Source organism: Brevibacillus sp. DP1.3A (genome assembly GCF_013284245.2).
GTDB lineage: Bacteria > Bacillota > Bacilli > Brevibacillales > Brevibacillaceae > Brevibacillus.
In genome coordinates this window covers 1543232-1568487 of sequence record NZ_CP085876.1, presented here as the reverse complement: position 1 = coordinate 1568487, position 25256 = coordinate 1543232, and the positions used below count along the sequence as shown (strand labels likewise).

General features: G+C 49.4%; 22 protein-coding genes. 7 read left to right on the top strand and 15 right to left on the bottom strand.

The window, feature by feature from the left end:
• Nucleotides 1–35 precede the first annotated feature (35 nt).
• Together HP399_RS07305 and HP399_RS07300 are read left to right on the top strand one after the other, a co-directional pair.
• Nucleotides 36–1271, top strand: coding sequence for a benzoate/H(+) symporter BenE family transporter (locus tag HP399_RS07305; protein WP_173620556.1), 1236 nt, complete (start codon nt 36–38; stop codon nt 1269–1271).
• 26 nt (nt 1272–1297) lie between these two features.
• A complete protein-coding gene (locus tag HP399_RS07300; RefSeq protein ID WP_173620557.1) occupies nt 1298–1858 on the top strand; it encodes a hypothetical protein in 561 nt (186 codons plus the stop codon).
• Between the two features lie 51 nt (nt 1859–1909).
• On the opposite strand, the gene HP399_RS07295 is transcribed toward HP399_RS07300, so the two are convergent.
• Nucleotides 1910–2785 (bottom strand): SDR family oxidoreductase, encoded by an 876-nt coding sequence (locus HP399_RS07295; RefSeq protein WP_173620558.1) that lies wholly within the window; start codon nt 2783–2785, stop codon nt 1910–1912.
• A 119-nt stretch (nt 2786–2904) separates the two neighbouring features.
• On the opposite strand from HP399_RS07295, the gene HP399_RS07290 reads away from it, so the two are divergent.
• Nucleotides 2905–3861, top strand: a complete 957-nt coding sequence (locus HP399_RS07290; RefSeq protein ID WP_173620559.1) for a helix-turn-helix transcriptional regulator — start codon at nt 2905–2907, stop codon at nt 3859–3861.
• Here HP399_RS07290 and HP399_RS07285 read toward each other — a convergent pair.
• The 3 genes from HP399_RS07285 to HP399_RS07275 form a co-directional block, all read right to left on the bottom strand.
• A complete protein-coding gene (locus tag HP399_RS07285) occupies nt 3830–5023 on the bottom strand; it encodes an MFS transporter (protein WP_173620560.1) in 1194 nt (397 codons plus the stop codon). The genes HP399_RS07290 and HP399_RS07285 overlap by 32 nt on opposite strands.
• Before the next feature lie 206 nt (nt 5024–5229).
• Nucleotides 5230–6009, bottom strand: a complete 780-nt coding sequence (locus HP399_RS07280; RefSeq protein ID WP_173620561.1) for a helix-turn-helix domain-containing protein — start codon at nt 6007–6009, stop codon at nt 5230–5232.
• 106 nt (nt 6010–6115) lie between these two features.
• Complete coding sequence (locus HP399_RS07275; RefSeq protein ID WP_173620562.1) at nt 6116–6976, bottom strand: LysR family transcriptional regulator; 861 nt, start codon at nt 6974–6976, stop codon at nt 6116–6118.
• A gap of 165 nt (nt 6977–7141) precedes the next feature.
• Here HP399_RS07275 and HP399_RS07270 point away from each other — a divergent pair, with 165 nt between their 5' ends.
• Nucleotides 7142–8113 carry a DMT family transporter gene (locus tag HP399_RS07270; protein ID WP_173620563.1) on the top strand — a complete coding sequence of 324 codons (972 nt, stop codon included), beginning with the start codon at nt 7142–7144 and terminating at the stop codon, nt 8111–8113.
• Between the two features lie 98 nt (nt 8114–8211).
• On the opposite strand, the gene HP399_RS07265 is transcribed toward HP399_RS07270, so the two are convergent.
• From HP399_RS07265 to HP399_RS07255, 3 genes are all read right to left on the bottom strand, one after another.
• Entirely contained in the window at nt 8212–9102 is an 891-nt protein-coding gene (locus HP399_RS07265) for a GNAT family N-acetyltransferase (protein WP_173620564.1), read from the bottom strand.
• 32 nt (nt 9103–9134) lie between these two features.
• Entirely contained in the window at nt 9135–11603 is a 2469-nt protein-coding gene (locus tag HP399_RS07260; RefSeq protein ID WP_173620565.1) for a toxin Cry1Ac domain D-VI-related protein, read from the bottom strand.
• A 109-nt stretch (nt 11604–11712) separates the two neighbouring features.
• Nucleotides 11713–12702, bottom strand: coding sequence for a lipoate--protein ligase (locus HP399_RS07255; protein ID WP_173620566.1), 990 nt, complete (start codon nt 12700–12702; stop codon nt 11713–11715).
• 242 nt (nt 12703–12944) lie between these two features.
• On the opposite strand from HP399_RS07255, the gene HP399_RS07250 reads away from it, so the two are divergent.
• Nucleotides 12945–14702, top strand: coding sequence for a methyl-accepting chemotaxis protein (locus HP399_RS07250; RefSeq protein ID WP_173620567.1), 1758 nt, complete (start codon nt 12945–12947; stop codon nt 14700–14702).
• A gap of 89 nt (nt 14703–14791) precedes the next feature.
• Here HP399_RS07250 and HP399_RS07245 read toward each other — a convergent pair whose 3' ends face one another.
• On the bottom strand, nt 14792–16555 hold the full coding sequence (locus HP399_RS07245; protein ID WP_173620568.1) for a sensor histidine kinase: 1764 nt from the start codon (nt 16553–16555) through the stop codon (nt 14792–14794).
• Entirely contained in the window at nt 16545–17270 is a 726-nt protein-coding gene (locus tag HP399_RS07240) for a response regulator transcription factor (protein ID WP_173620569.1), read from the bottom strand. Before HP399_RS07240 ends, HP399_RS07245 begins: the two co-directional genes overlap by 11 nt.
• A 198-nt stretch (nt 17271–17468) precedes the next feature.
• Between HP399_RS07240 and HP399_RS07235 the strand changes: the two genes are divergently transcribed.
• A complete protein-coding gene (locus tag HP399_RS07235) occupies nt 17469–18458 on the top strand; it encodes a M23 family metallopeptidase (protein WP_173620570.1) in 990 nt (329 codons plus the stop codon).
• A 72-nt stretch (nt 18459–18530) separates the two neighbouring features.
• On the opposite strand, the gene HP399_RS07230 is transcribed toward HP399_RS07235, so the two are convergent.
• Entirely contained in the window at nt 18531–19130 is a 600-nt protein-coding gene (locus HP399_RS07230; RefSeq protein WP_173620571.1) for a DJ-1/PfpI family protein, read from the bottom strand.
• Nucleotides 19131–19262: 132 nt separating this feature from the next.
• On the opposite strand from HP399_RS07230, the gene HP399_RS07225 reads away from it, so the two are divergent.
• The gene (locus HP399_RS07225; protein ID WP_173620572.1) at nt 19263–19970 is read left to right on the top strand and encodes an ArsR/SmtB family transcription factor; all 708 of its coding nucleotides are present in this window, start codon (nt 19263–19265) and stop codon (nt 19968–19970) included.
• Here the strand turns inward: HP399_RS07225 and HP399_RS07220 are convergent, their stop codons facing one another.
• The 5 genes from HP399_RS07220 to HP399_RS07200 form a co-directional block, all read right to left on the bottom strand.
• Nucleotides 19971–20858 (bottom strand): DMT family transporter, encoded by an 888-nt coding sequence (locus HP399_RS07220; RefSeq protein WP_173620573.1) that lies wholly within the window; start codon nt 20856–20858, stop codon nt 19971–19973. It lies immediately after the preceding gene.
• Nucleotides 20859–20953: 95 nt separating this feature from the next.
• Entirely contained in the window at nt 20954–22111 is a 1158-nt protein-coding gene (locus HP399_RS07215; RefSeq protein ID WP_173620574.1) for a GNAT family N-acetyltransferase, read from the bottom strand.
• A complete protein-coding gene (locus tag HP399_RS07210) occupies nt 22092–23426 on the bottom strand; it encodes a F390 synthetase-related protein (protein ID WP_173620575.1) in 1335 nt (444 codons plus the stop codon). Before HP399_RS07210 ends, HP399_RS07215 begins: the two co-directional genes overlap by 20 nt.
• On the bottom strand, nt 23414–24268 hold the full coding sequence (locus tag HP399_RS07205; protein ID WP_228088472.1) for an MBL fold metallo-hydrolase: 855 nt from the start codon (nt 24266–24268) through the stop codon (nt 23414–23416). The genes HP399_RS07210 and HP399_RS07205 overlap by 13 nt, the downstream gene beginning before the upstream one ends.
• Nucleotides 24255–25256, bottom strand: a complete 1002-nt coding sequence (locus HP399_RS07200) for an NAD-dependent epimerase/dehydratase family protein (RefSeq protein ID WP_173620576.1) — start codon at nt 25254–25256, stop codon at nt 24255–24257. Before HP399_RS07200 ends, HP399_RS07205 begins: the two co-directional genes overlap by 14 nt.

The following is a 25256-nucleotide window of genomic DNA, read 5'->3' as shown; positions in this document are numbered from 1 at the left end:
CGTCTGCATTGGCGCATCTAGGAGGCATTCACGTCGTGGTACCCGAAAAACCTTTCTCGACCCTGAAAAAAATCCCTGCTGACTTCTCTCTATCTGCCGTTATTGTTGGACTCATCGCCACGATGGTCTCCTATGCAGGACCATTGCTGATCGTCTTTCAAGCTGCCAAGGGTGCCGGACTCAGCGATGCAGTCCTCGCCTCTTGGATTTGGGCTATCTCGATTGGGAGCGGCTTGACGTGCATTGTGCTCAGTATTTGGTTTCGCACCCCGATCATCACAGCATGGTCGACGCCGGGGGCCGTTCTGTTAGTCACCAGCTTGACGGTATACTCCTTTCCCGACGCGATTGGCGCTTATATTTTTTCGGCCGTGGTCATTACGCTCGTCGGTGTTTCCGGTTTGTTTTCCGTCTTGATGAAATACGTCCCGCAGTCGATTACGACCGCCATGCTCGCGGGGATTCTCCTGTCATTTGGCGTAGAAGTCTTTGTTTCCATGCAGCACCTGCCTGCATTGGCTCTGCCGATGATCTTTTGCTACCTGTTCGCCAAGCGCTGGTCTCCACGGTATGCTGTCGTTCTTACGCTTTTCGTCGGCTTGGGTGTCGCCTTTCTTTTGGGACGTTTGCAAATGGACAATGTCCAGATGTCCCTCGTCCAGCCCATCTTTACGATGCCGACGTTTTCTCTCGATGCGATCATCGGCTTGGGGATTCCATTGTGCATCGTCGCGCTTGCCTCTCAGAACGCCCCAGGAATTAGCGTCTTAAAAGCAGACGGGTACGATACACCTGCTGGACCGCTCGTAACAACTACTGGCATCGCTTCACTATTGCTCGCTCCTTTTGGTTCACCAGGCATCAATCTCGCGGCGATTACAGCTGCGATTTGCACGGGAAAAGAAGCTCATCCGGATCATACCAAGCGCTACATTGCCGGAATTGCCTGCGGCGGCTTTTACTTACTCTTCGGGATGTTTGGCGCTACAATGGCTTCGGTGTTCGCTGCCTTGCCCAAAGAATTGATCGCCGTCATTGCTGGCTTGGCTCTGTTTGCCTCGCTCAGTTCCAGCCTCGCACAGGCGATGAGCGAAGCGAAGGAACGGGAATGCGCCTTGGTTACGTTTCTCGTCACGATTTCCGGCATCTCCATTGGCGGAATCGGTGCTGCTTTCTGGGGCTTGATTGCGGGGGTCATCACCCATCTGATTTTGAATGGCAATGTGAAAAGCTGGCTTGTGAAAAAGAAGGATACGCAGCCGTTGGCATAGCTGCCTGAACGTGAGGAGAGTGTCCCGTGAAAAAATGGTTTGGTGTCATCACTCTTTCAGCTTTCCTTTTAGCAGTCGGCTCTGCTTGCACGACGAAGGAATCCACACACTCCTCGAGTGGTTTTGCGCTATCGAAAACTTTTTCATCCACAGAAGAAATCACCCAAGACGCCATGGTTATTTTGAAAGGTACCGTTCCAAAAGCATACAAAGAAGAAAAAACCGAATCCCTCGTATTCTATGTGTATGAAGTAGCCGTGGACAACGTGTTTCAAAACCTCACCGATCACCAGATTGAGGCAGGAGATACGATCAAGCTGTATCGCATCGTAGGTTATCAACCTGATAAAGATAAAGAGATCGCTCCGATTGCGGATCATAAGCAGACTGAAATTCCTGAAGGAGAGTATCTTCTGTTTCTCAACGGTGGTTATGATGAAGAAGTTGGTCAAGTGAGATGGTTTCCAAATACCCCCAATCAGTTATTTAAAGCGACCGGTGGGGACAGCGACACCGAGTATAAAAACGTGTTTGTGTCAGACGAGATTCCATCTATTACGGAAGATGATGTACTGGATGCAATCTAAGAAACGGCTCCTCGAATGAATCTGAGGAGCCGTTTTGTATGTTCCCTGAAACTAGCGGTAAAACCCTTGTTCCTCTGCGTAATTTCCCCAATGCGGGCGGCTACCGTCTCTATCCCTAAAAGGATACTCGTCCGACAAGCCCCATGTACTGACCGTCTTCCCTGTTTTTTCTGCGACAGCCGGGTCCGAAGCCAGCGCAACCACTGCTCGACCGATATACGTAGGTGTTTCCGACATGATGAAGTGCTTATCTTGTTGCACTGCCTCTCTCCACGTCTCTTCAGTCACGCCAAAAAGATCAAGCATCGCTTCTGAGCGTAGGAAGCCCGGTGTTAATGCCAACGCGGTAACCCCGTGGGGGCGCAGGTCCTCTGCCATCGACGCAGCTAGATGAATCGTCGAGATTTTTGCCAAGCTGTAGTACAGATTGCCGCGGTACCGATAGTCGATTCCGTCCGTAATCTCGATGATCAGCCCTTTTTTCTGTGCCACCATGAGTGGAACCGCATAATGACTGGTGATCATATGCGTACGAATGGCTCGCTCTTGCATCAAGAGGCCGTCTGCCAATGGCTGCTCCCAGAACGGCGTCCCCCAGTGAGTCAACGGATCTCCACCCCAGATGTCATTGACCAAAAGATCGAGCTGTCCATTTTGCTCCGCTTTTACTCGCTCAAAGAACGCTTTTACCTCTTCTTCCTGCGTATGATCGACTCGCACAGCGATCCCGATTCCGCCGCTTGCCGTCACGAGCTCTGCTGTCTCTTCGATCGTCTCCTGTCGCGCCATATCAGAGTGCTGACCACGCACCGTGCGTCCCGTCACATATACCGTCGCCCCTGCTTCTCCCAGACTGACCGCGATCCCCCGACCTGCTCCTCTTGTGCCGCCTGCTACCACCGCTACTTTGCCTTGTAATGGTTTCATTCGTAATGCCTCCTTATCGATTCATACATCAAGAATAACGAAGTAAATATGACAACCGCTGTCATATTCGTTAAGATACAATCAAAGTAATGTTGTTTTTACTTCTAGGAGGGCTTCTTATGCGGGCAGATCGACTTCTTACGATCTTGTTGCTCTTACAAAACCACGGTCGCATGACTTCCAAGCAATTAGCAGAAAGGCTGGAGGTGTCCGAGCGAACCGTTCATCGTGATATGGAAGCTTTGAGTGCGTCGGGCGTTCCCGTCTATGCGCTGCGCGGTGCAGATGGGGGCTGGGCTCTGGCAGAAGGGTATCGCAGTAATTTGACCGGAATGAAAATAGATGAGCTGCAATCACTTCTCGTAGCCTCCCCTGCTGCCTTGTTGAATGATCTCGGGCTGCATGAAAACTATGAAGCTGCTTTTCTCAAGCTGTTGTCCGCGCTGCCAAAAACCGTTCAGCAGGACGCCATCCACGTACGCCAGCTCCTTCATATCGATGGGGCTGGCTGGCATGAATCGACGGAGACGTTTCCGTTCTTGTCCATGGTTCAAGATGCCGTATGGCTTTCCTGCAAGCTGTTCATTCGTTACATGCGCGAGGATGTAGCCGTAGAGCGCATTGTCTGTCCGCTCGGGCTCGTCGCCAAGCGAAGCATTTGGTATTTGGTCGCCCAAGTGGACGAGGACATGCGGACGTACCGGATTTCACGACTGTTGGATGCACAGCTGTTAGATGATGGCTTCATCCGTCCAAGCGATTTCGACCTCGCTTCTTATTGGGAACAATCCACAATGGACTTCAAGTCCAGCCTCCCACGTTATCCTGCCCGGTTGCTAGTCAAAAAAGAGACGTTGCCTGCTGTAAAACAGGAGCGTTATATAAAAATAGCTTCCACCCAAGCCGCAACAGACGACTGGATGGAAGCAAAGGTTGAATTTCACACACTTGCATCAGCATGTTCGCTGGTGCTCAGCTTCGGCCCGCACATTCAAGTGTTGGAGCCACAAGAGCTGAAACGTGAGGTCGCAGAGCAGGCTCGCGCTATACTTCGCCTGTACGAGGGCCAGAATTAGCAAGCACCTTCGTTTCTCGTCCGCAAACGAGCAGGACGATGGCTCCCACGATCAGCACTGCGGTAAATACACTAAAAATGAATGTGTAGCTGTAATGATGTGACGAGTAGTAACCGACGAGATACGGCGCGATAATACTGCCAATTCTTCCGACACCGGATGCCATACCAGAACCGGTAGCGCGCAGGGGTGTCGGATAATTTTCCGGCGTATACGCGTACAAAGCACCCCAAGCACCCAGATTGAAGAAGGACAAGAAGGCTCCCGTCACCAACAGCTCCATGGTGCCACTGCTTTGTCCAAAAGCGAAGGCCATCACACCAGTCATGAACAAGAAGGTCGCCAGCGTCCATTTCCGTCCCCATTTTTCCACGAAATAGGCTGCCGCGAAATAGCCTGGTAGTTGGGCCAACGTCATGATCAGTACGTACTGGAAGCTTTTGATCATCGTAAAGCCTTTGTCGACCAAAACAGATGGCATCCATAAAAACATGCCGTAGTACGAGAACGCAATTGCAAACCAGACAACCCACAGCGTAATCGTCTCTGTCCGATGGGACGTTAACAGCGTTGCAATAGGAATGTTCTCGGCCTGCTTTTGAAACTGTGGAGATTCAGGAATGCTCCGCCGGGCAAACAAGGCGTACACGACAGGCAACGCCCCGATCATAACAGCCACGCGCCAGCCGTAGTCCGGAATGATGAAATACGATATGACGGCTGCCGCAATCCAACCGACTGCCCAAAAACTCTCCAACAGCACAACCGTACTTCCTCGCTTCTCCGGTGGCGCAAACTCGTTTACCAGCGTCGAGGCTACCGGCAGCTCGGCACCCAAGCCTAGTCCCATTAGGAAGCGGAATAGCAGCATGGTCGCAAAACCAGTTGCGAAAGCGCTCGCAAAGCTCGCCAAGCCAAACAAGACCAAGGTCAGCAAAAACACTGGCTTGCGGCCAACTCGGTCAGCCAAATAGCCACCTACAATCGCCCCAATCGCCATGCCGACGAGATTGCCCGTCCCTAGTAGCCCGGCCTCTTCCCCTGTCAAACCCCATTCCTGTCGTAATGCCACCATAATAAAAGATAAAAGTGCAACATCCATGGCATCGAACATCCAGCCAAAACCGGCTGCCCAAAAAACTTTTTTGTAAGGCTTTGACATTCTCGTTCCCTGCTTTCCTTTCTTTTGCGCATGATATTCGCGCCTAGTTATCATTTCGTTTTTTCGTCCAATATCCTGCTCGCAGAAAAAAGTTCGACTATTGTGATAGTAGGCTTTCCCAAGAAGCTCCATTCTAACCAAAGCATGACGAAAAGGCAGTCCGCTGATTCGTAAAGACCGCCATTTGAGACAAGGGACTATTGTTCTTATTGAGGAAGCCGCTGAATGAATCTGTTCATGAGCAAAGAAAGAGAAATCAAGATGGGAGGGTCGTCCGGATGAGGCACATGAAGTGTAACTTGCTGATGAGGGACGATCGTAGTTGGTGTGACAATGATTGGTTTCTTGGAACGTGTGCGCAATGTCTCGTACGGCAAGAGAAAATCCATCGCCTGCATGCCCCAGGCAACAGACGTCGCCATCAAGTAATACGTGCCCGGCTTGACATTGGTAAAACAAAAATTGCCTAGTGAGGGCAGCAATGTTCCGTATAGAGGAAGACCTTCTGGAATCGGCTTGGCAAACAATCCAATCAAAATGACGCCTTGAAAAGGCTCCGTGGACTCGATTGTTCCTGCAATGGTCATCGGTCGCTCGGGGGACGGATGTAACCGAGTCCACTCTGTCAACTGCTGCAAGGAAAGGAGACGGTCTTCCGCTAGTTGGGCGGTTTCTCTAAATTCGCTAGGCGATACCCCGACACGCTCCGTAAAACGGGTAGAGAACGTCCCCAGGCTCTGCTGGCCAATTTCCAGACCGATGTCGCGAACACTCATATTCGTCCTTAGCAGTAAATCCTTTGCCCTTTGGAGTCGCATGGTCGATACGTAATAAAGAGGCGGGAGACCGATTCTTTCTTTAAAAATCCGCGCAAAATGATACTGGCTATACGCAACATGATTCGCCAACCGGGAAAGCGGCAACGGCTCGTCTAAATGCCGATGTATATAAGCGATCACTTCGTCAATTTCAGTATACCTGTCCATCAATCGAGCCGCTCCCTCCTTCTTCTGCACAGCAAAATATAGAACGTTTGTTCTGAAATAAAATTTACCATATTTTTCTGACATATGGAAGAGGAATTTGCAGCACTTACGCTTTCGTTTTCTGCAAACGAATTTCGTTCAGAAACGCTTGCATCGTGTTCGTTACAAATGAATCTTTTCGGCGAATAAAGACGGTTGTTACCTCATGATAAGGCTCCGGGATGCGATGAATATGAACCGTTCCGCTCTCGACCAAGTGATGTACCGCCGACTTCGGCAAAATGGTAATGCCGATCCCCGCTGCCACGCCCCCGATAATTGTCTCAAACGTTCCGAATTCCATCACTTTTTTCGGAATCAAGCCCTCTACCTTCATCCAGGTCTCTAACCGTTCTCGATACCCACAGCCCTTTTTGTAGAGCAAAAGAGCTTTCCCTGTGATATCACTGGCAGTGAAGGAACTGTTTTTCGTTACCAACACCAGCTCCTCTTGAAAAACTTGCTCCTGCTCGATCAAAGGATGGCTGATCGGTCCACTCACGAACGCTCCATCCAGCGCGAGATCCAGTACTTTTTGCAGCAAATTCTCTGTCACACCTGCCTTAAGAGAGATATCCACATGCGGATACTGGCTGCAATACGAGGATAGCAACCTCGGAAGGGCATTGATCGTCTCGACCATCCCAACCTCCAGCACCCCGGACGGCTCGGAAGCCCGATGAAAGTACTTTTGCATTTCTTCGAACTTGGCGATGATCTCTCGCGAATATTCGAGCAGGCGCTTCCCTTCTGTATTCAAGGTCATGCCTCGCTTGTTGCGATAAAACAAAGGTGTCCCCAGCTCTTTTTCCAACAGCTTGATCCGCGCCGTCACATTCGACTGAACGTAGCTCAACTCGGCGGCGGTCTTGCTCACGCTGCCCAATGTGGCGACCATCTGGAATATTTTCAAATCATTGATCTCCACGTTTCTCTCCCTCATTTCATCTATCACTGAAAATGATACATAAAGTTATTATCAATCATTATACTAACATATTTCCATCCAGTATGATGTGGTAAGTCAGCATCATAGAGGAAGTTCAAAAAGAAATGTCTTTTTGAACACATATCAAAAGGGAGAAATCGCATAATGAATAAGCAACTACTTTTGGGGTCAATTTTCTGCATGGTCGCCAGTATGTCATGGGGGGCGATGTTTCCGGTGGCGCACATCGCACTGCAAGAGATCGATCCATTTTACTTCTCATTTCTTCGCTATTTTTTCGTAACAATCATTTTGTGCGGTTTGCTCTGGGCAAAAGAAGGCTTGTCTGCTTTTCGTTTTGAGGGGCGCGGGAAGTCTCTGCTGTTTTTTGGAACAATGGCGTTTACCGTCTACAATATGGGAGTATTTCTCGGGCAGGATTTGATGGGAGAGCCAGGCACGATTGCAGCGTCCATTATGGAAGTGCTCATGCCAATGATCTCGATTATACTTTTGTCCATTACCACTAGAAAGCTGCCGCCGTACTATACGTTGGCGACGATTCTCGTAGCTTTGGTCGGCGCTGTCCTTGTTATTACCAATGGCAATCTTACCTTCTTTACTACAGCGAGTGAGCATTTGCTTCCATTGTTCTTCATTTTCATCGGTGTCGTGGGTTGGGTCGTCTACTCGATCGGCGGCGGGCGTTTTAACACGTGGTCTACGCTTCGCTACTCCACGTTGACGTGTCTCTTGGGAACAGGAGTGAATTTCGTAATTGTCACGACTTCCTCCCTCTTTCAATGGCTTCCGGTTCCTACCGTCGAAACGGTGATGTCCATCAAGTACGAAATGGCGTTCATGGTTCTTTTACCTGGCTTTGTAGCTCTTTTGAGCTGGAATGCAGGCATCAAGCTGCTCACTCCGCTCAACGGCATTTTGTTTATCAACCTGGTTCCGATCACGACCTTTGCCATGATGGCGTTTCAAGGCTATGAGATCAGCCGTTACGAATTGTGCGGGACCTTGCTCGTGATCCTTGCCCTGATCGGGAACAACCATTTCCAAAGAAAGCAACTGCAATACCGTTCAGTCACAAAGCAACAACCGAGTGGAAGAAAAGTTCCTTCCATGTAGTCTAAAAAAAGTAAGGATAGAGATTCAGGAAACCCTGAATCTCTATCCTTTTTTCATATCGACGGTCGCCGCTACCCCTGCGTGACAAGCATACATTTTTAACAGAAGTGATCCGAATATTGTCTGACTAGTACCTTCGTCGTTTCAATCCAGAGCTTCCGGTGCAAAATCGTCGGACCCAATCTTCTTTCCATAAACCGCAGCATGGGCTCGTTGTCATGCTCGACAAAGCACATGCCAAAGGGAAACACTGGCTGCACCTGTGCAATGGTTTTCATCAACAGCGTAATTCCTCTTGCCTGCTTCTGATACTTTTCCTGGACGAACATCGTTTTGTACAAAAGCAGATTACCGGCCATTCTCTGTACGATCACCCAGCCAATGACTTTCCCTTGATAGCGCAAGCCTGTACTGTAATCGGGATCAAATTTTCCTTCTTCAAAAAACGGAGACAATTGCGGCGTGTACCATTGCCCTTCTCCCTGTTCAATTTCCAGTCGCTCTGCTGGTGTCAGGTCTTTCCATGAAAAGAGGGTAAAACCTACGGGGAGCGCCAGCCTCTCCACCCAATGGCATTCACCCAACCGCATCGAGCCGAGTGTGTACATATAGGTTTTTACCTTTGGCAACTGCCAGCCTTCCCTGATCGCAATTTTGGAGAGCCATGAAAAATCTTGTGCTTTGATGAAGCCAGCGAACTGACCATCGCTGATGCCTTGCTCTCTCATTTTTTGCTCAGCGTGCCACAGCAGCTTCATGCCCATTCCCCGCCGTTGATGCCCCTCTGCTACCACAAGCTCGATGATCTTGGCCTGTCCTTCGTTTACAGCGGATCGCCCCAACACGATGCCCGCAGGCTGATTGTTGTTAGAAGCCCCGAATCCCCAAACAGATGAGCCATTGATCTGGTCCAGCAACTCCAGGTGCTTGGGGTGCACTAACGATTTATACGCCCGCGCAGTGCTAGCAGTCAGTTCCTCTAGTTGCAATGTTCGTACCTCCTCGATGGACTTTGGCTTACTCATTGCTTGGGTTTTACAGGTGCTGTTGCGGTACCTTGTATAAGATTCCCAGCCTTATCCCTCATGAAGCCCGGTTCAAAGGAAACCTTGCTCTGTTCCGTGATGAGAGACCCGAACGTGGTATAGAAAGTATCTTGAAACGTAACGCGAATGGTGTTTCCTGACACCTGGAATTTTGCATACGCCGTTACTTCTCTCTTGTCGTCAAAATTCCCGGAAGGTGAGAATAACAACTGTAAATTAGGGTTCGGGTCATTGCGAAGTGGTTCTGACGCTGTCAATGTATAGGTTGTTCCCTCTTCAGTGACATCTGTAGACAATTGTGGGTTGGTAGCGTCAAAGCCGACACCAATCTCCTCTGTATCCAGCAAGTTTTCACCCCGATACAGCTTGAACACTGCATAAGAGTTGTCATCTTCTGCAACCGCTGGTTTGGCCTTAATCGTCACTCCATAATCTCCATGGGTCATTTCCAGTAAAGACTCGTCGACCTCGACGGTGATGTACTCCTTTTCATTGATCACAAAACGGTCTAACTGGTTGTCATAGTTGTACGAAAGAGGCTGGTTTTTTACAGATACCTCAAGATATTCGCTCAATGCCCTCTTGTCCATTGCTGGCTCCCATTTGTCGGCAATCGTAACTTGACGGGACTGAGTCGTTGCAATCGGCAGCTCGATCTTGGCATCTGGCAAACGATCTATGCGTGGGTTATTGAACAACATTTGTGCTTTTGCTACATAGGACATCCAGTGTGTTTTTTCTGGACTTTCCCTCAGAAGCTCGACCTTGGAATAGGCCGCATCGATCATTTCCAGCGTGACCTTGGGCCTCAGTTCGACCATATCATTCGTCGTATAAAGTCCCTCAACTGCTCGCTTTGCTTCCTCCAGCAGATTATCCCCTTGATCAAATAGCTCCTGCGCTCTTTGAATAGCCGCTAACAGGAATACCTTTGTCTCCGAGCCATCTTTTAGCCTATCTACCTTTGCCTTCGCTGCATCGATGGTGCTCTGTGTCACTTCTGGTTTTAGCGCTGCCTGGCTTTCATCGGTGAACAGGTCACGAACGGCTTTTTTTGCTTCGACTAACAGCAAGTCGTCATACTGCTCCTGTGCCTTCCTGATATCAGCAAGCAGACCCGGCTTTTCCGATACACGATTGTCCAGACCCTCGACCAGCTTCTTCGCATCATCGATCTGTTTCTGGGTCGTTCCTGCCCGTAGTTCTTCTTTCTTCCCATCCGTAAACAGCTCTTCGACTGCTCTCTTCGCTTTTAGCAGAGCCAGGATCGGCGGAGGATCGCTTGGGGGCGTAATCACAATGACGGGGTCTTTGAAACGGATGGAAAAACTGTCGCTCGTGACATCTTTCTGTGCGCGCTTGATGCTTCGCTTGTCGATCGTGAAGCTGACCTCTTTTACAGTGTCCGCGACTGCATGCTTTCTGGCCTGTCCCGTAAACAAAATGGTGAGCTCGTCGTCGCTCTCTTGTTTGACCTCAATATCCAGCCCTTCAGGCAGATTATGTACCTTGATATCATCGGCAGACAGTTCATCAAGGAACTTGCCGTTAGACAGCTTGAGCGTTTGTTTTGCCGTGATGCTGCCATCATTTGCTCCTGCTTCTTCTATCAACGTCTCGCTGACAGATAGCGCGGGCAAATCAGGCAGTTCCGCTCCATCTACGGCTATCTCAAAGACGGCTTCCGCATCGTCCATTTTTGCCGTAATTTCTACCAGACCTTCATTCTTGGCTGTTACCTTGCCCTCGATGTTGACAAAGGCAATTCGTCTATTGCTAGAGCTCCAGAGCAGCTCCCGTCCAGTAACCACGCGATCATTTTCATCAAATGCAACGGCGATCAGCGTTAGCGACTTATCCGTATTATCTTTGGTAGATAGCCGCGCATCCTCAGCGACTGCTACCAGCTCGATCCGCTCTGCTTTTGTCCCTCTTTCGGCAATCACGAATGGTTCAAATTCCTCTTCTTCGCCGTCATACTGTAAGCGCAGGGAAACCGTCTGTTCTTTTTTCGCTGCACGAATCGGTGAAAAACTGAGCAAAACTAGCTGTTCTTCCTCTAGCCAGACAAAGCTTTTGATTTTGATCCGAGTGGGATTTCGATCATCTATAGCGGCCGTCAAACGGAAGTCCTTTGCAACAGGTGCCTTGTCTGGAGCTGTCTCCAATCGATAGGCAATAAAGCCGTTGGTCGCTGTATGCCCCTCTGACTCTATCAAGGACTCCCATGACTGGTTCTCTTCTTCTACTACTTCCTCTGATACCTCTCGTACTTCCTTATCTGTTTGGTTTTCTGCTACTGACGGGCTGGCTGTCCCGATTGTCTGGATTTCTTTAATCGGATAGGAAACGGCTGCATAGACATTGCCGACAAAGGAAAGCAAAAAACCAGTGGAAACAACGGCGGTTAAGATTGTTTTGGCTTTTGGCTGCTGTTTGCCCATATGTAAATACCCCCTCTTTTTCTTCTGTATGACAAAATAATGCAAACTAATGCTATCAGAGGAGGAAATGAAAAAAACCTAACAAAAGTTAGGTTTTTGACGTACTTTTTTAGACGAGCAATAGATCGACAAAAGACGCTTGATCCAGCTTCCCGAAAAACTCTTGAAGATTGATATCGGCCAGTCGATCACTGATTGAGGCACGATCATACGGCGTATCTCGCAGCACTGCTTCCAGCTCCGCTACATCACGTACACCGAAGAAATCTCCGTATATTTTCGCTTCTTTCACTTTGCCTTTCTCAATATCAAGCTGAATCTCCACGGTGCCGATATCGAAACGTTTGGATTGACGATAGTTGCTTTTCGGAGATTTGCCGTAGTTCCACTCCCAAGTCTGGTAACGGGAACGGGAAAGCTCGTTAATGTTCTCCCAGTCCTTTTCAGTTAGCTTATATTCTTCGATCTCCCCTTCTCCAAAAATCGAACGGAGAATCGCCAGACGGAACTCTTCAATGGTCATCTTCGTCTCCAAAAACTCCGAGATGTTGGCGACACGGCTGCGAATAGATTTGATCCCTTTGGACTGGATCTTCTCTGCGTTTACCTTGAGAGCAGACACGACGTTTTCCATCTCCGAATCAAAAAGCAGCGTGCCGTGGCTGAACATGCGTCCTTTGGTCGAATACTGCGCGTTTCCAGAAATTTTTCGTTCCCCGACCTGTATGTCATTTCGTCCTGTCAGCTCTGCTTCTACCCCTAATGTTTTCAAGGCTTGTACCACAGGAGCCGTGAATTTGCGGAAATTGTGGAAGGACTCGCCGTCATCATTCGTAATAAAGCTGAAGTTGAGATTGCCCAGATCGTGATAAACAGCGCCGCCTCCAGACAGTCTGCGAACGACGTGGATATTGTTTTCCTCTACATAAGTTGCATTAATCTCTTCAATTGTGTTTTGGTTTTTCCCGATAATAATAGAAGGTTCATTAATATAAAACAGCAAGTAGTCGTCACTGTTAGGCAAATGCTTCAGGGCGTACTCCTCAATCGCCAAATTGATGCGTGGATCTGTAATCCCTTGATTATCGATGAATTTCATTAGATAGCCTCCATCCGTAAGCGTCCTATCTTCCTAATCATACCATTTCCTGCTGGTCTGTACTGCTTTCGAATCTGCTCATTTATGCAGCAACGATTACTTATCTTATTTTTTTTGTAGATTTTTTGAAAATCCTCTTTAAAAACGTTTTCATTTTGTCGATATAGGAACGTAAGTCTAGGGCAATCATCTTGGTGTTTTCTTTTCTAGATCAAATACTATGGACCAACGAGGTGTTCTTTATGAAAACAACCAAGTTCTCCCGTTCAAGCTCTCTTCGTACTAAGCTCGTCCTGTTATGTCTGCTACTATTGGCGATTCCTTCCCTTAACATTGGAATTCAGGGCTATTATTCTGCGAGCTACAGCTTGGACGACATGGGCAGCCGCATCTTAAAAAACAACGTGAACTTGACGATTGAAATGATTGATGTTCTCCAGAAACAGGTCGAAGCTGGCAAAATCAGCAAAGAAGATGCACAAGAGCAAGTAAAAATTCACATCCTCGGGCCTAAGCAATCTGATGGAACCCGCTCCATTAACAAAAATATCGATACTGGTGCCAGTGGATACATGTTCGTTCTGGATGAGAAAGGTGTCATGCTGGCCTCTCCTACAATCGAGGGGAAGAATCAGTGGGATGCAAAAGATCCTGACGGTATCTTTTTTACCCAAGAAATGATTAAGCGTGGCCAGGAAGGTGGCGGCTTTACATACTATCAGTGGTTGAAGCCAGCGGAGCCAGATATTCTCTATCCGAAAATCGCCTACTCCAAGCTAGACCCTCACTGGGGATGGATCGTAAGTGCAAGCAGCTACATGGAAGACTTCAATGCCCCTGCCGAAGAAGTACTGTCTGATTTGATGCTCGTGCTGGGAATCTTCTTGATCGTCGGATTCGTCGTCTCGTGGTACGCCTCTGGGTTCATTTCCAAGCCGATCTCCTTGGTTACCGAGCGTGTGAAAGAAATTGCTGGTGGTGATCTGTCCGGAAAAGACATCGTGATAAAAAACCGTGATGAAATTGGGCAATTGGTACATGACGTGACCCATATGACAGAGAATTTGCGCCAGCTCATCTCTCGCGTCCGCATCAGCTCTCTGCATGTTGCTTCTACCTCTGAGGAGCTGACGGCGAGTGCAGAACAGACGAGCAAGGCAACCGAGCAAATTGCCGTCACGATGCAAGAGATCGCCATCGGAGCAGAGGATCAGTCCAAAACGATCGATGGAACGGTTAAGACGATCAACGATATGTCCTCGAGTCTGCAACAAATTGCATCCAGTTCCGAACAAGTCTCTCTGACAGTCGATACAACGAACATGCTGGTCTCAAACGGCAATGAAGCGATTGTCGGTAGCATCGCTCAAATGAATTCCATCAACACTACTGTCCAAGAGCTGGCAGAATCAATCAAAATGCTTGGTCACCGCTCTTCAGAAATCAGCAAAATTATTGAGGTCATCACATCAATTGCCGAACAAACGAACCTGTTGGCGCTAAACGCTGCGATCGAAGCTGCCCGTGCTGGAGAGCATGGACGTGGATTTGCTGTCGTCGCCAATGAAGTACGTATCTTGGCCGAGCAATCAGCAAAATCTACTCAACAGATTAAAGACCTCATTAGCGCGATTCAAGTCGATACGAACAAAGCCGTATACGTGATGGAGACGACGACATCTGAGGTTTCGGCTGGAATCGAAGTCGTACATGAAGCCAGCAAGGCCTTCCAGGAAATTTTGTCTGGAACGACAGAAGTAGCACGTCAAATTCAGCAAGTTACCACAGCCACACATCACATGACAACCGGAGCAGAGCAAGCTGTCCATTCCATTGAAGCGATTGCCACCACTGCGGAGACAACGGCTTTCGGAACACAAAACATTTCTGCTGCCGCTGAACAACAATTAGCCTCTATGGAGGAAATTTCGTCCTCTGCTGCTTCCTTGTCAAAAATGGCGGACGAGCTGCATGAATCGATTCAGCAATTTAAGGTATAACGACGATAATCTCTCAAACGAAAAAGGCTGCCTTTGCTGGTCACCCCTGACCTCGCAAACGCAGCCTTTTCCTCTCCATATTAGCCTATTTAAGCCCGAGGCGATTGCTCCGCTTCCCACGTAATCGAAATCGTCGTCCCCTGCCCGACAGCTGTTTTCACTTCGATTGAACCACCAAACGCTTCCACTAATGCTTTTGTAATGACCATCCCAAGGCCAGAGCCTTCCGTGCGGGACTCGGTGTCTGTGCCACGATAATACCTCTCGAAAAGTCGATCTGCTGTTTCTTCATCCATCCCACTACCATTGTCGCTAAAAATGAGCATTGCTGTTGATGGCTCGACTGCCTGTACGCTGATGGACACAATCGTACCACTCTCGTTATGAATCAAGGCATTAGCTACCAGATTATCCACGATACGCTGAAACCATGGCTTGTAGACGAGCATGTAAACAGGTTCAGCAGAGGGGGTAAACCGGATGCAGCCTTCCGGGTACAAGGGATGTTTTGCTGCTTCGGTAATGGCTTCAGCGGTGAAAACATTCAGGTCAACGAGCTCGACTGTAGGGGCGCCTTGTCCGTTCCTCAATCGATACGTCAGCGCCAAATCGTTGATCAAGTCTTCCATATACGCTGACTTGTCCAAAATAATTTTGGCGAAAGTATGTACCTCTTCTGTCGTCCACGTATACTCAGCATTTCCTAACAGATGCGCGTACCCTTTGACAGAGGACAGTGGTGTTTTCAGATCATGGGAAACGCCTGCGATCCACTCATTTCTCAATTGCTCCGTTTCTTGGCGCAGCTTTTCATTGCGATAAAGCGTTTGCGACAAAGAATCCATCGAGTCAATCACATCTTGGTAGATACGGTATTTGCGCTTTCTCTTCCCTCGCTTGTCTTGGCTGAGCGGAACACCATCCGCATTGGCTGGCTCCTCGTACTTTCCTCCACGCAGAAAGGTCAGCCATCGTAAAACGTGAACAATCGGTGCACCAAATCGCTGTCCGAACAAGTAGGACACAATCCCGAAGACGAACATCGCCGACAAGAGCAACATGCCCATCCCGATGAAAAGGGCCTTACTTTCCGGTGTCAATAGCGGTTCTTCCCCGGGAGTCGTTCCTGGCAACGGATAACTGAGTACCCAGGTTTGGCCGCTTTTTTGATCATAATGCGATACGATTGTTGCTCCGTAGCGATCTGGGTATATCGAGCGTAGCGCCAGTTCTTCCACCGAGAAATCCTTAATCGCTTTTGCAGGCTTATTGAATGAAGCCAGCTCCGCTCCCTTCGGATCAAGGAGCTGTACCCAGCCCGCTTTACTCTTCAATTGATTTTGGACGCTTGGAGGAAGCATGATCTCGTTATTTTTACGATCAGCCTCCTTAATCATCTGCTGCAAGAAGTCGTCATCGCGGTTCGTCATTCCATACAGCAAGGTGTGTACTACGCCGTCTTTTTCCTGTATCCATAGCGATAGCTGATACGGAAACGGGCTTTTTCGGAGCCAATAAGCCGTTAATTGGCCAGGACCGTAGTAGCTGGGTACGTCAGGCGGGGTAAAGAAAGAGTCGGTGACATAACCCTTTTCATCAATTCGCTGAAGCCACCCTCCGCTTTCTCGCACCTCCTCGAGCAGCTTCGGGTCAAAACGGACATCCTCTCCCTCTACTTCAATGGTCTGGATCAGCCTCTGCAAGCCGACACTCTCAAATTGACGAGAGGACTGTACTTTTGACATTTCTTCAAGCGTCCAATATAACGTAAACCCGGCTAACACAAAAAGAATGAGGCCAACCAGCACCAACCACATGATCAGATGGAGCGCGATTCTACTCTTAATATTCATAAGGAAGGCCCTTTTTCACCATTTTGTACCCGAGTCCCCTGACGTTCACCAAAAACTCCGGTTGCGCTGGATCGGGCTCGATGCGCTCCCGAATCCGGTGGATATGTACCATGATGGTGTTGTCGTCACGTAAGCTATTCACGCCCCATACTCGTTCGTACAGCTCGCTTTTCGAAAATATCCGATTCGGATTTTTGCACAAAAATAGCAACAGTTGAAAAACAAGGGACGGACAAGGAATGACTTTCCCCTCCACACAGAGCTCCCCTGCTGCTTCATAGACTTGAAAACGCCCAAAATCATAGACCCCTTGAATGGGTGCTGTCGGTACGACCGGGTTCGGTTTGCGCGTACGGCGAAGCAATGCCTTGATGCGTGCGACGATTTCCATCGGATTAAACGGCTTCGTCACGTAATCATCTCCGCCAACGGCAAATCCAGTCAGCTTGTCAAAATCGGTATCTCTCGCACTCAAGAACAAAATCGGCGCATCCGTCAGACGGCGGATGAATGGACATGCTTCTATGCCGCTCATGTTCGGAAGCGTTACGTCCAGGACAATCAGGTCATAGCTTTTTCGTTCGCATGCACAGAGCGCCTCCTCGGACGTTTTCACCTTGTCGATCGAGTGGAATCCTTCTTTGTGCAGTACAGTCTCAAGCAATTGGAGAATGGCTTGCTCGTCGTCCACGAGAAGGATAGCTGCATCTTTCACGATCACTTCGCTCCTTTTGCGCTTTTGCGTTATCCTCCATTTTATCATGCGTAGTGTCAGCGCGCGTTCGCAACAACCTTAACGGAATCATAATTTTGCCGTGATCGATTTAAGCATCCTGTAAGGCAGCGTTTCATGTCCGATAAGAGTGGCTTTCTATAATAGAGCTAGCGCTAAGAAAAAGATAGGAGTGGCGACATGAAAAACGTATGGATTTCACTAGGGGTAGGAGCAATTCTTTTGACAGGATGTGCTGCGCAATCAGAAGCAACCGCAATCCCCTCTACTACTGAATCTCCCACAAAGAAAGAAGAAGGTGCAAAGACGATGACGGTTAAAACGGAATCTTTTGTGCAAGCTCTCCTTAACGGAAAAATAGAGGATGTATATGAGCAAACAAGCTCGTCATTCAAACAGCAGGTTTCAAAAGCACAGTTTGTAGAAGGGTATACTGCTTTTAGCTCGGGGGTGAAGTCGTGGAATCACCATTCCCACACGTCCGTAAACGGCAGTGATTATGACACCTGGGTGGATCAGGACGCCAAACGGGGCCTTGTCCTTACGACGGATGAAAAAGGGATCATTACCGGCGTTTTATTAAAGCCGTTGCAAAGCTACCCTGACACCGACAATGCTTTGACAAAGCTAGCGTATAGCGCACCGTTTGCAGGTGAGTGGTATGTGTTCTGGGGAGGTCAGAATGTCCTTTCAAACTATCACTACGAGGTGGAGGGCCAACGCTATGCATACGATCTGATTCAGGTCAAAAACGGATTATCCTACAAAGGTGATCCTGCGAAAAACGAGAGCTACTTCGCATTCGGGCAAGAAATACTCGCACCGCAGACAGGAACCGTCGTGCATGTCGTCAATGATATCAAGGATAATGTCCCTGTCGGAGCGATGAACGCGCAGCAGCCCGCTGGCAACGTCGTCATCCTCGATCATGGCAACGGAGAATTCAGCTACTTCGCCCATTTAAAGGAAGGCTCCGCCAAGGTGAAGGTTGGCGATCGTGTGGAGAAAGGGGATTTGCTTGGGGTATGTGGCAACTCTGGCAATTCCAGCGAGCCTCATCTGCATTATCAGGTTTCTGACGGTAAAGATTTGTTCACTAGTAAATCCCTTCGCGTACAGTGGGAGAACGGATTGAATCCGCGTCAAGGTGAAAGCATTACCTCGAAGTAAATCGTATAGCTGTTATACATCGGCAGCCCATCCTTTGGTCTTGTATCCAAAGAGATGGACTGCCGCTTTCTTTTAGAGGACAATATCATACTCCATTGTCTTCGCAGTCTGTTCTGCTACTTCCGCACCTACTAATCGTTTAATGATGTGAAAGGACATATTGATTCCCGCTGAGATCCCAGCAGATGTCACGATATTTCCTTCATCCACGAATTTTACTCCTTTTTGCACAATAACTTCTGGAAATTCCTTTTCCATTCGATCGAGACTGGCCCAATGGGTCGTTGCCTTTTTGCCCGATAATAAGCCTGCTTTTGCAAGTAAAAAAGCTCCTGTGCAGACAGAGGTCATCAGCTCCACCTGCTGCATTTGCTCACGAATCCATTTGATCACCTGCTCATTATGTACTTCTCGTTCCCTCGCACCTACCCCGCCAGGAATGATGAGAATATCAAAAACAGGCATATTGGCAAAGCTGTAATCAGGTTGAACCTTCAGACCATTCAGCGTCTGAATCATGCTCCCTTTTTCCGATACCGTTTCTACACGAAAAGGTATATGGCTGCCATTTTCCATAGACGTCACCGAGAATACTTCAAGCGGACCTGCAAAATCCAATACCTCCACATCGTCAAATAAAAAAATTCCTACTCGCCATTGCTTGCTCTCCATGTAGATCTCCCCCATTTCATGTTTGGATATATTTTACACCAGCTATATACGAACATCTCTAGTTTTTTTAGCTGTAAGATTCTGCTAGAGTCATTAATAGAAGAAAAAATAATGGAGGAGGTCCTCTGTCTGATGAGTACCAGCCCGAATATTATAGAGGTCGCGTCCCTCATAGGAGAACCATCTCGTGTCTCCATCCTGGTCAGCCTGATGAACGGCAAGGCACTCCCCGCCAGTGAACTCGCACGAACCGCAAAAGTCACCCCCCAAACGGCAAGCACGCATTTGGCAAAGCTGGTGGAAGGCGGTCTTTTGGTCAGCGAGTCGCACGGCCGACATCGCTACTATCGCCTAGCCAGCCCTGATGTCGCCCATGCCCTAGAATCATTAATGACGATCGCTGCTCCTAAGCCTGTCCGTTCCTTGCGCGAGTCCGACCAATTGCGAGCCATCCGGTATGCTCGCACCTGCTACGACCATCTCGCAGGCGAAGTGGGCGTTGCCCTGACGCAGAAATTGCTGGAATTGCAGTTGATTGAAGCATCCGGCCAAGACTACGTGCTCAGTGAAGCGGGGAAAACCAAGCTACAATCACTCGGCGTAGACCTTCAGGCTAAGCCGAAGAGCAGACGTCGTTTTGCCCGTCCGTGTTTGGATTGGAGCGAGCGCCGCCACCACTTGGCAGGCAGCCTCGGGGCCTCCCTCACCAACCGTTTTTTTGAGCTTGGCTGGATCGAGCGAGTGCCGGGCGGGAGAGCAGTCCGTGTCACGCCGTTAGGCAGCTCTGGATTTATGACCGAGTTCGGACTGCATGTAGATGAATGCAAAAAGCACAGCTAGCTACTCTGCCAGCTGTGCTTTTTCACTTACTTGCCTCCGTGGAGCAAACGTCCAGTTCACCAGGAAAATCCCTGCGAAAATCAACAATCCTCCCACATACACATGCCATTGCACTACCTCACCCAGCAACACCCAACCCGATAAAACACCGAAGAACGGAGCGAGGAACAAGAAAGCACTCGTCCTGCCCGGATCTCCATGATTCAACAAGTAAAACCACGTCGCAAACTGCACAATGGAAGCCATGATCGCGAGCCATAGGACGACGAACACAGCGGTCGGTGTCACAATCAGCTTCGGCGTTTCGAGCGTGAACCCCATAACGAGGAGAAGAATTCCTCCGAACAACATCTGATAGGCTGTCATCACCCACACATTGAAGCGGACTCCCCACTTTTTGACGAGAATCGTGGCCATTGACCACGCAAGGGCGGACCCGATACCAAACAGCGTTCCCGTCTCCCATTGCAGATGGAAGCCAAGCGTGATGAACACCCCAACCAGTCCAATCAGAACACCCATCCATTGCGTCAGCCGATAGGATATACCTAGAAACAACGTTCCCCATACGACCACGAGCAGTGGATTCATAAACGTCAGGATCGAGGATTCACCCGCTGTGATTGAACGCAGACTCAAAAAGATACACCCCATGACGGCGGCCGTCTGCAAAAATCCGATCAAACATAGCTTCCCCCAGTCACCCGCCGACTTCGGGAGCGGCTTTTTCCATACCCACGCGCCCATGATCAGTCCTGCCAACGTAAAACGCAGTCCTACCAGTAGCAATGGTGAAAAATAGGCCAATCCAATCTTTCCTACTGCAAAAGACGAGCCCATCAATGATGTCGTCACGACGACAAGTATGCCGAACAAAATTCGATTCATTACGTTGTTCCCCCGTTTCAGGCAAGCTACTTGTTTCTTCTTACATGTAGTGTACCTGACGGTTAGTTCGATGAGGGTCGAAGTGTGCAAATGGTTTACAGTCGGTACTTCTCCACCATTTTGATCCCGATTTGATTCAGCAAGACAGCGAGCACCTTCCAGACCGCTTGACGATAAAACGGCAAATGTTTGACATACACCGCTGTATATTCCGCTTCCCCCTCGGCTCCCCTGTCCGCTTTGAATGCGCCTACGCCCGCACTTTGATGGAGCAGGATGCCTTTGCTCTGTGCTTCTTGAACCAAGAGGCATGACAGCATCCGATACAGTCCGGTCTCTTTGGGGAGCGTCGTATCATAGCCGAATAGCGGCGTCGTCATCACACCATTTCGTTCAAAATAGCCAAGAATGCCGTCCAGTCGTCCGTCTTTTTCCAAGCCGATGAGGGTCAATGTCCTCTTTTGCATCGCCAGTTGGACGAACTCCACCGAAAACTGTGGATTATGCTGGGAGTATTTATCCAGATACAGCGCGTTATATAAAGCAACGATTCTCTCGACATGCTGTTCCCCCAGCTCCTCATGACGCAGGATACGATAGCCGGATTTGGCAAGCATTTTTCGATCGCGGTTGAGCGTATTGCGGACCCGCCACTTGCCCTGCGATGGCCAGTCGGGGTGAAAAAGGTAGACGTAGCGGCTGGGGACCATGAGATAGCCCTTCTCTACGAGTCCCTTGTGGACATCCGGATACAGCCTCCGACAAATAGAACGAAACGCGATGATATGATCAGGGAACTTTTGGATACCGATTTCCGTAAGGTCCTTCACTTCATCTGCACTCACATCATGATACAGATTCGTCGATAACAGCCAATTGTTGACGATGACCATTTGGTTGCATTGGCTTTTTTTCATCCAGCGTCCAAGCCCTGTCAGTACAGTCGACAATACCCGCCTCAGCACCACTGAATCGAGCATGCCTAGCTCTTCCTTCGCATACGTCACGTAATGGGTAAACACTGAACTGACATACGAATTGTCGTACTCGGTATCGTTCACCGTTACGGGCATGATCCGATCGCCTACACGGAGTGCATGCATCTGCGTTTGTACATTTTGCACATAGCGAGATGGATGTTCCGTCATCATGGGCAACAAATAGCTTTTGACGTAGTCGGCATCCTGCGCCTGTTCCCAAGGGATTTGCCCCGCCGAGGTCCCTTCATACCATTCAATTAAGTGCCTGCTCACCTTGAACAAACATCCTCTCTACCCGCCGCAATTTTTTCGTGCCGAGATTCAACTCGTACGGTGCAAACACAATCGCAGGCAATTGTCCTTGCTGATCGGCAATGACTCGCTCCAGGCCTTGGCGTACTCGCTCCTGCTCTTGCGTGGACGGTCCTTCCCCATCCTTCATGAGCAGTGCTACCTCAACTTGCTCGTAGCTTAGCTGCCGTACTGTATACTCTTCGACCGCATCAGACGAGGTAATGACGGCACGACGGATGAAATCAGGAAAGACCGATATCCATCGCGCTTCGTTTTCATGGCGAAAAACAAACAGATCATCTGCTCTGCCCTCAATCGATTCCAGCGCCATAAACACCGAGCCGCACGGACATGACGTACGCTTTTCCGTCAAAATGTCGTTCAATCGATAACGGATAATTGGCTGTGTCGTCCGGGAAAAGTCTGTGATGATCGGAAAGAATCGCTCCTTTTGCTCATCGAGATACTCCTTTTCCACCACCACGAGGTCTTCATTGACATGCAACGTCCCGTGTGAGCAGCTCACCGCAAGCAGCCCTTCTGTGCATTGATAAATTTGATGCACAATCTGCCCAAACACTTCTGCGATGTACGTTTGATCCAACGGGTCCAGCACTTCCGCCACCGAGATCACCTTGATAGGAGATATCCGCAATTTCCCTTGACGCTGAGCAGTCGCGAGCATTCTCAACATCGAGGCTGGTGCAACCAACACCGTCGGCTGATACTGATTCAGGTGATCAAGGTGCTGATCGAGCGGTATTTGCAAATCGAAGAACGAGAATTGAATGCGACGCCTGTTGACCGCCGTATACAGGTTGCTATTCGCTCGCAAGAAAAAAGCAATCCGCTGTGTCGACCATAGCTGACCAGGAAGTGCTTTCGCCAAAATCACCCCTGCCCATTTCGCCTGCTCCTGCGGTCCCACGAGAAAAAGCCCGCGATTGCCAGATGTCCCAGACGACAAGCCAACGGTCACGCCATTTAATTGGGGAGTGAAATCGCGTGTCGTTTCTGCTTTCAGTGCAATCGCAAATGCTTCTTCCTTCTTGATCCCGCATATATTCAGCTCGTCATAATGGTCCATCATGCTCTTTTTATCAATCGGCTCCATCTGTCTCCATTGTTCTGGTGTTCCCAATCTCTTTCGGTAAAAAGGAGAAGCTGGCAAAATGCGGGACAACATAGCTCTGACCTGCGCTTCTTGCCATTTTACGAGCTGCTCACGCGAGGAAAACCGACGGGCAAGCCACTTCGTTTTTACATACTGCTTCAAGAGCGTCATGATCTCCATGCGAACTCTCCTCTACTGGCCTGCCAAACTTCCCCGCAGTGTGTCGGCATGATTTTCATGTCGGGACGTTGGCGGGATAGCACATGCAGCTTGTGCAAATGCTCACGATACGCTTGTCGATCTGCCATGATCAACCTAGCCAACCGATGGGGCAACAGGTTGCCGCGATAGGCTTCACTCGACCAAGCGGCATCCGCGCACAAAAATACATCCCCACGATCCCGATCACGCAGGAACACACCAAACTGCCCGATTGCATGTCCGTTCAGATCGACGATGTACAGACTCTGATCCGCAAACAAATCGTAGCCTTCCGTGTATGGCGCGTAAGCATCAGGCAATGCCACCAGCCCTCCTCGATCAATGAATGTCACCCGTTCTTCGAAATCGTCAGGCATTAAATCAGGCAAGTACGCCTCCCTCAGCGCCGCCCAACCCGTCTTTCCCTTGATGTGGTTGTAGGCACTCTCGAAGCAGTATAGTCGCGCATGCGGAAAATCTCGCAGACCGCCAATATGATCCGCATGAAAATGAGAAATAAGAATGCCCGCTATGTCTGTCGTTTTGATTCCGCGTGCCGCGAGCTGCTCAGAAATACTCTCATGTGCCTCCGAGAATACGGGCGTTATTTTGCCGTACAGCGAATAAGGAAGCTTGCTCGTGGCTTCAAAAAAGCGCTGCGAATAGCCCGTATCAAAGAGCAGCATGCCGTGGACGGGGTGCTCGATAAGCCCAGCGATGGCGTGAAACGGAATGTTTTTCATCCGGCCGCCTTTTCGTGAAAACATCTCGAGCTGTTGGCAGTAGCCCGTGTCCATCAGCGTCAGTTTAACGTCCATCATGCGTCCTCCACCATTCTGTAAACGTCTCTATGCCTTGGGCAATGCTCACCCGCGGTTCATAGCCCAGATCGCGCTTCGCCTTTGAGATATCCAACGTTTGTGATTTGGCGAGCACGCCTACCGAGTAACGTGTCAGGACCGGCTCGCGATAACCCAAAACGGTCTTAGAGAGTGTCTCTAGCACCCAAGCTGCCGCATACGCCTTCCAATATGGCAGCTCGCGCGTTTTCAGCGGAACCCCCAAGCGACGAAACACATCTGACAACACCTCGATCATCGTCACTGGCTCTCCATTTGTAATGTTGTAAGCCTGTCCCAATGTGTGCGCTGGAGAATCCATGCACAAGATCAGCGCGTCCACGACATTTTCCACATAGGTCAAATCAATAATCGCCTTGCCTCCGTCGATCAGCGGAACGAATTTCTTTTCATTGGCGCGGATCAATCTGGGAAGGATTGCATTGTCCCCTGGGCCAAACAGGGCCCGAGGACGAATCGTTATCGTCGGAAGCCCTGCAAGAAACGCCTTGTCGACTTCCAGCTCCGCCTGATATTTGGTCTGTGCGTATGTATTGGCAAACAGTACGGGCATCGGCTCATCTTCGCGGATTCCCAACTTGTCGTCAAAAGCAAAATAAATACTCGGCGTCGATACATGGACCAGACGCCGGATGCCGTGTTGCTTGCAGCCCTCGATGACATGAATCGTTCCTGTCACATTCGTCTCGTACATGTCACGATACGTTCCCCATGGGGAGGAAAAAGCAGCCGCGTGATGCACGATGTCCTGATCGCGGCAAGCCTCCAACATGGCTTCTCTGTCTCTTAGGTCTGCCCGAAGGAATCGAATGCCTCGCTCCTGCAATTGTCGGCCGATTCGCTCGTCTCGTCCTTGCGCTGTTACCTCATAGCCCATTTCATGCAGTCGTGTAGCCAGCTTCTGTCCGAGAAACCCCGTCGCCCCTGTTACTAGAACTCGCTTGTTCAT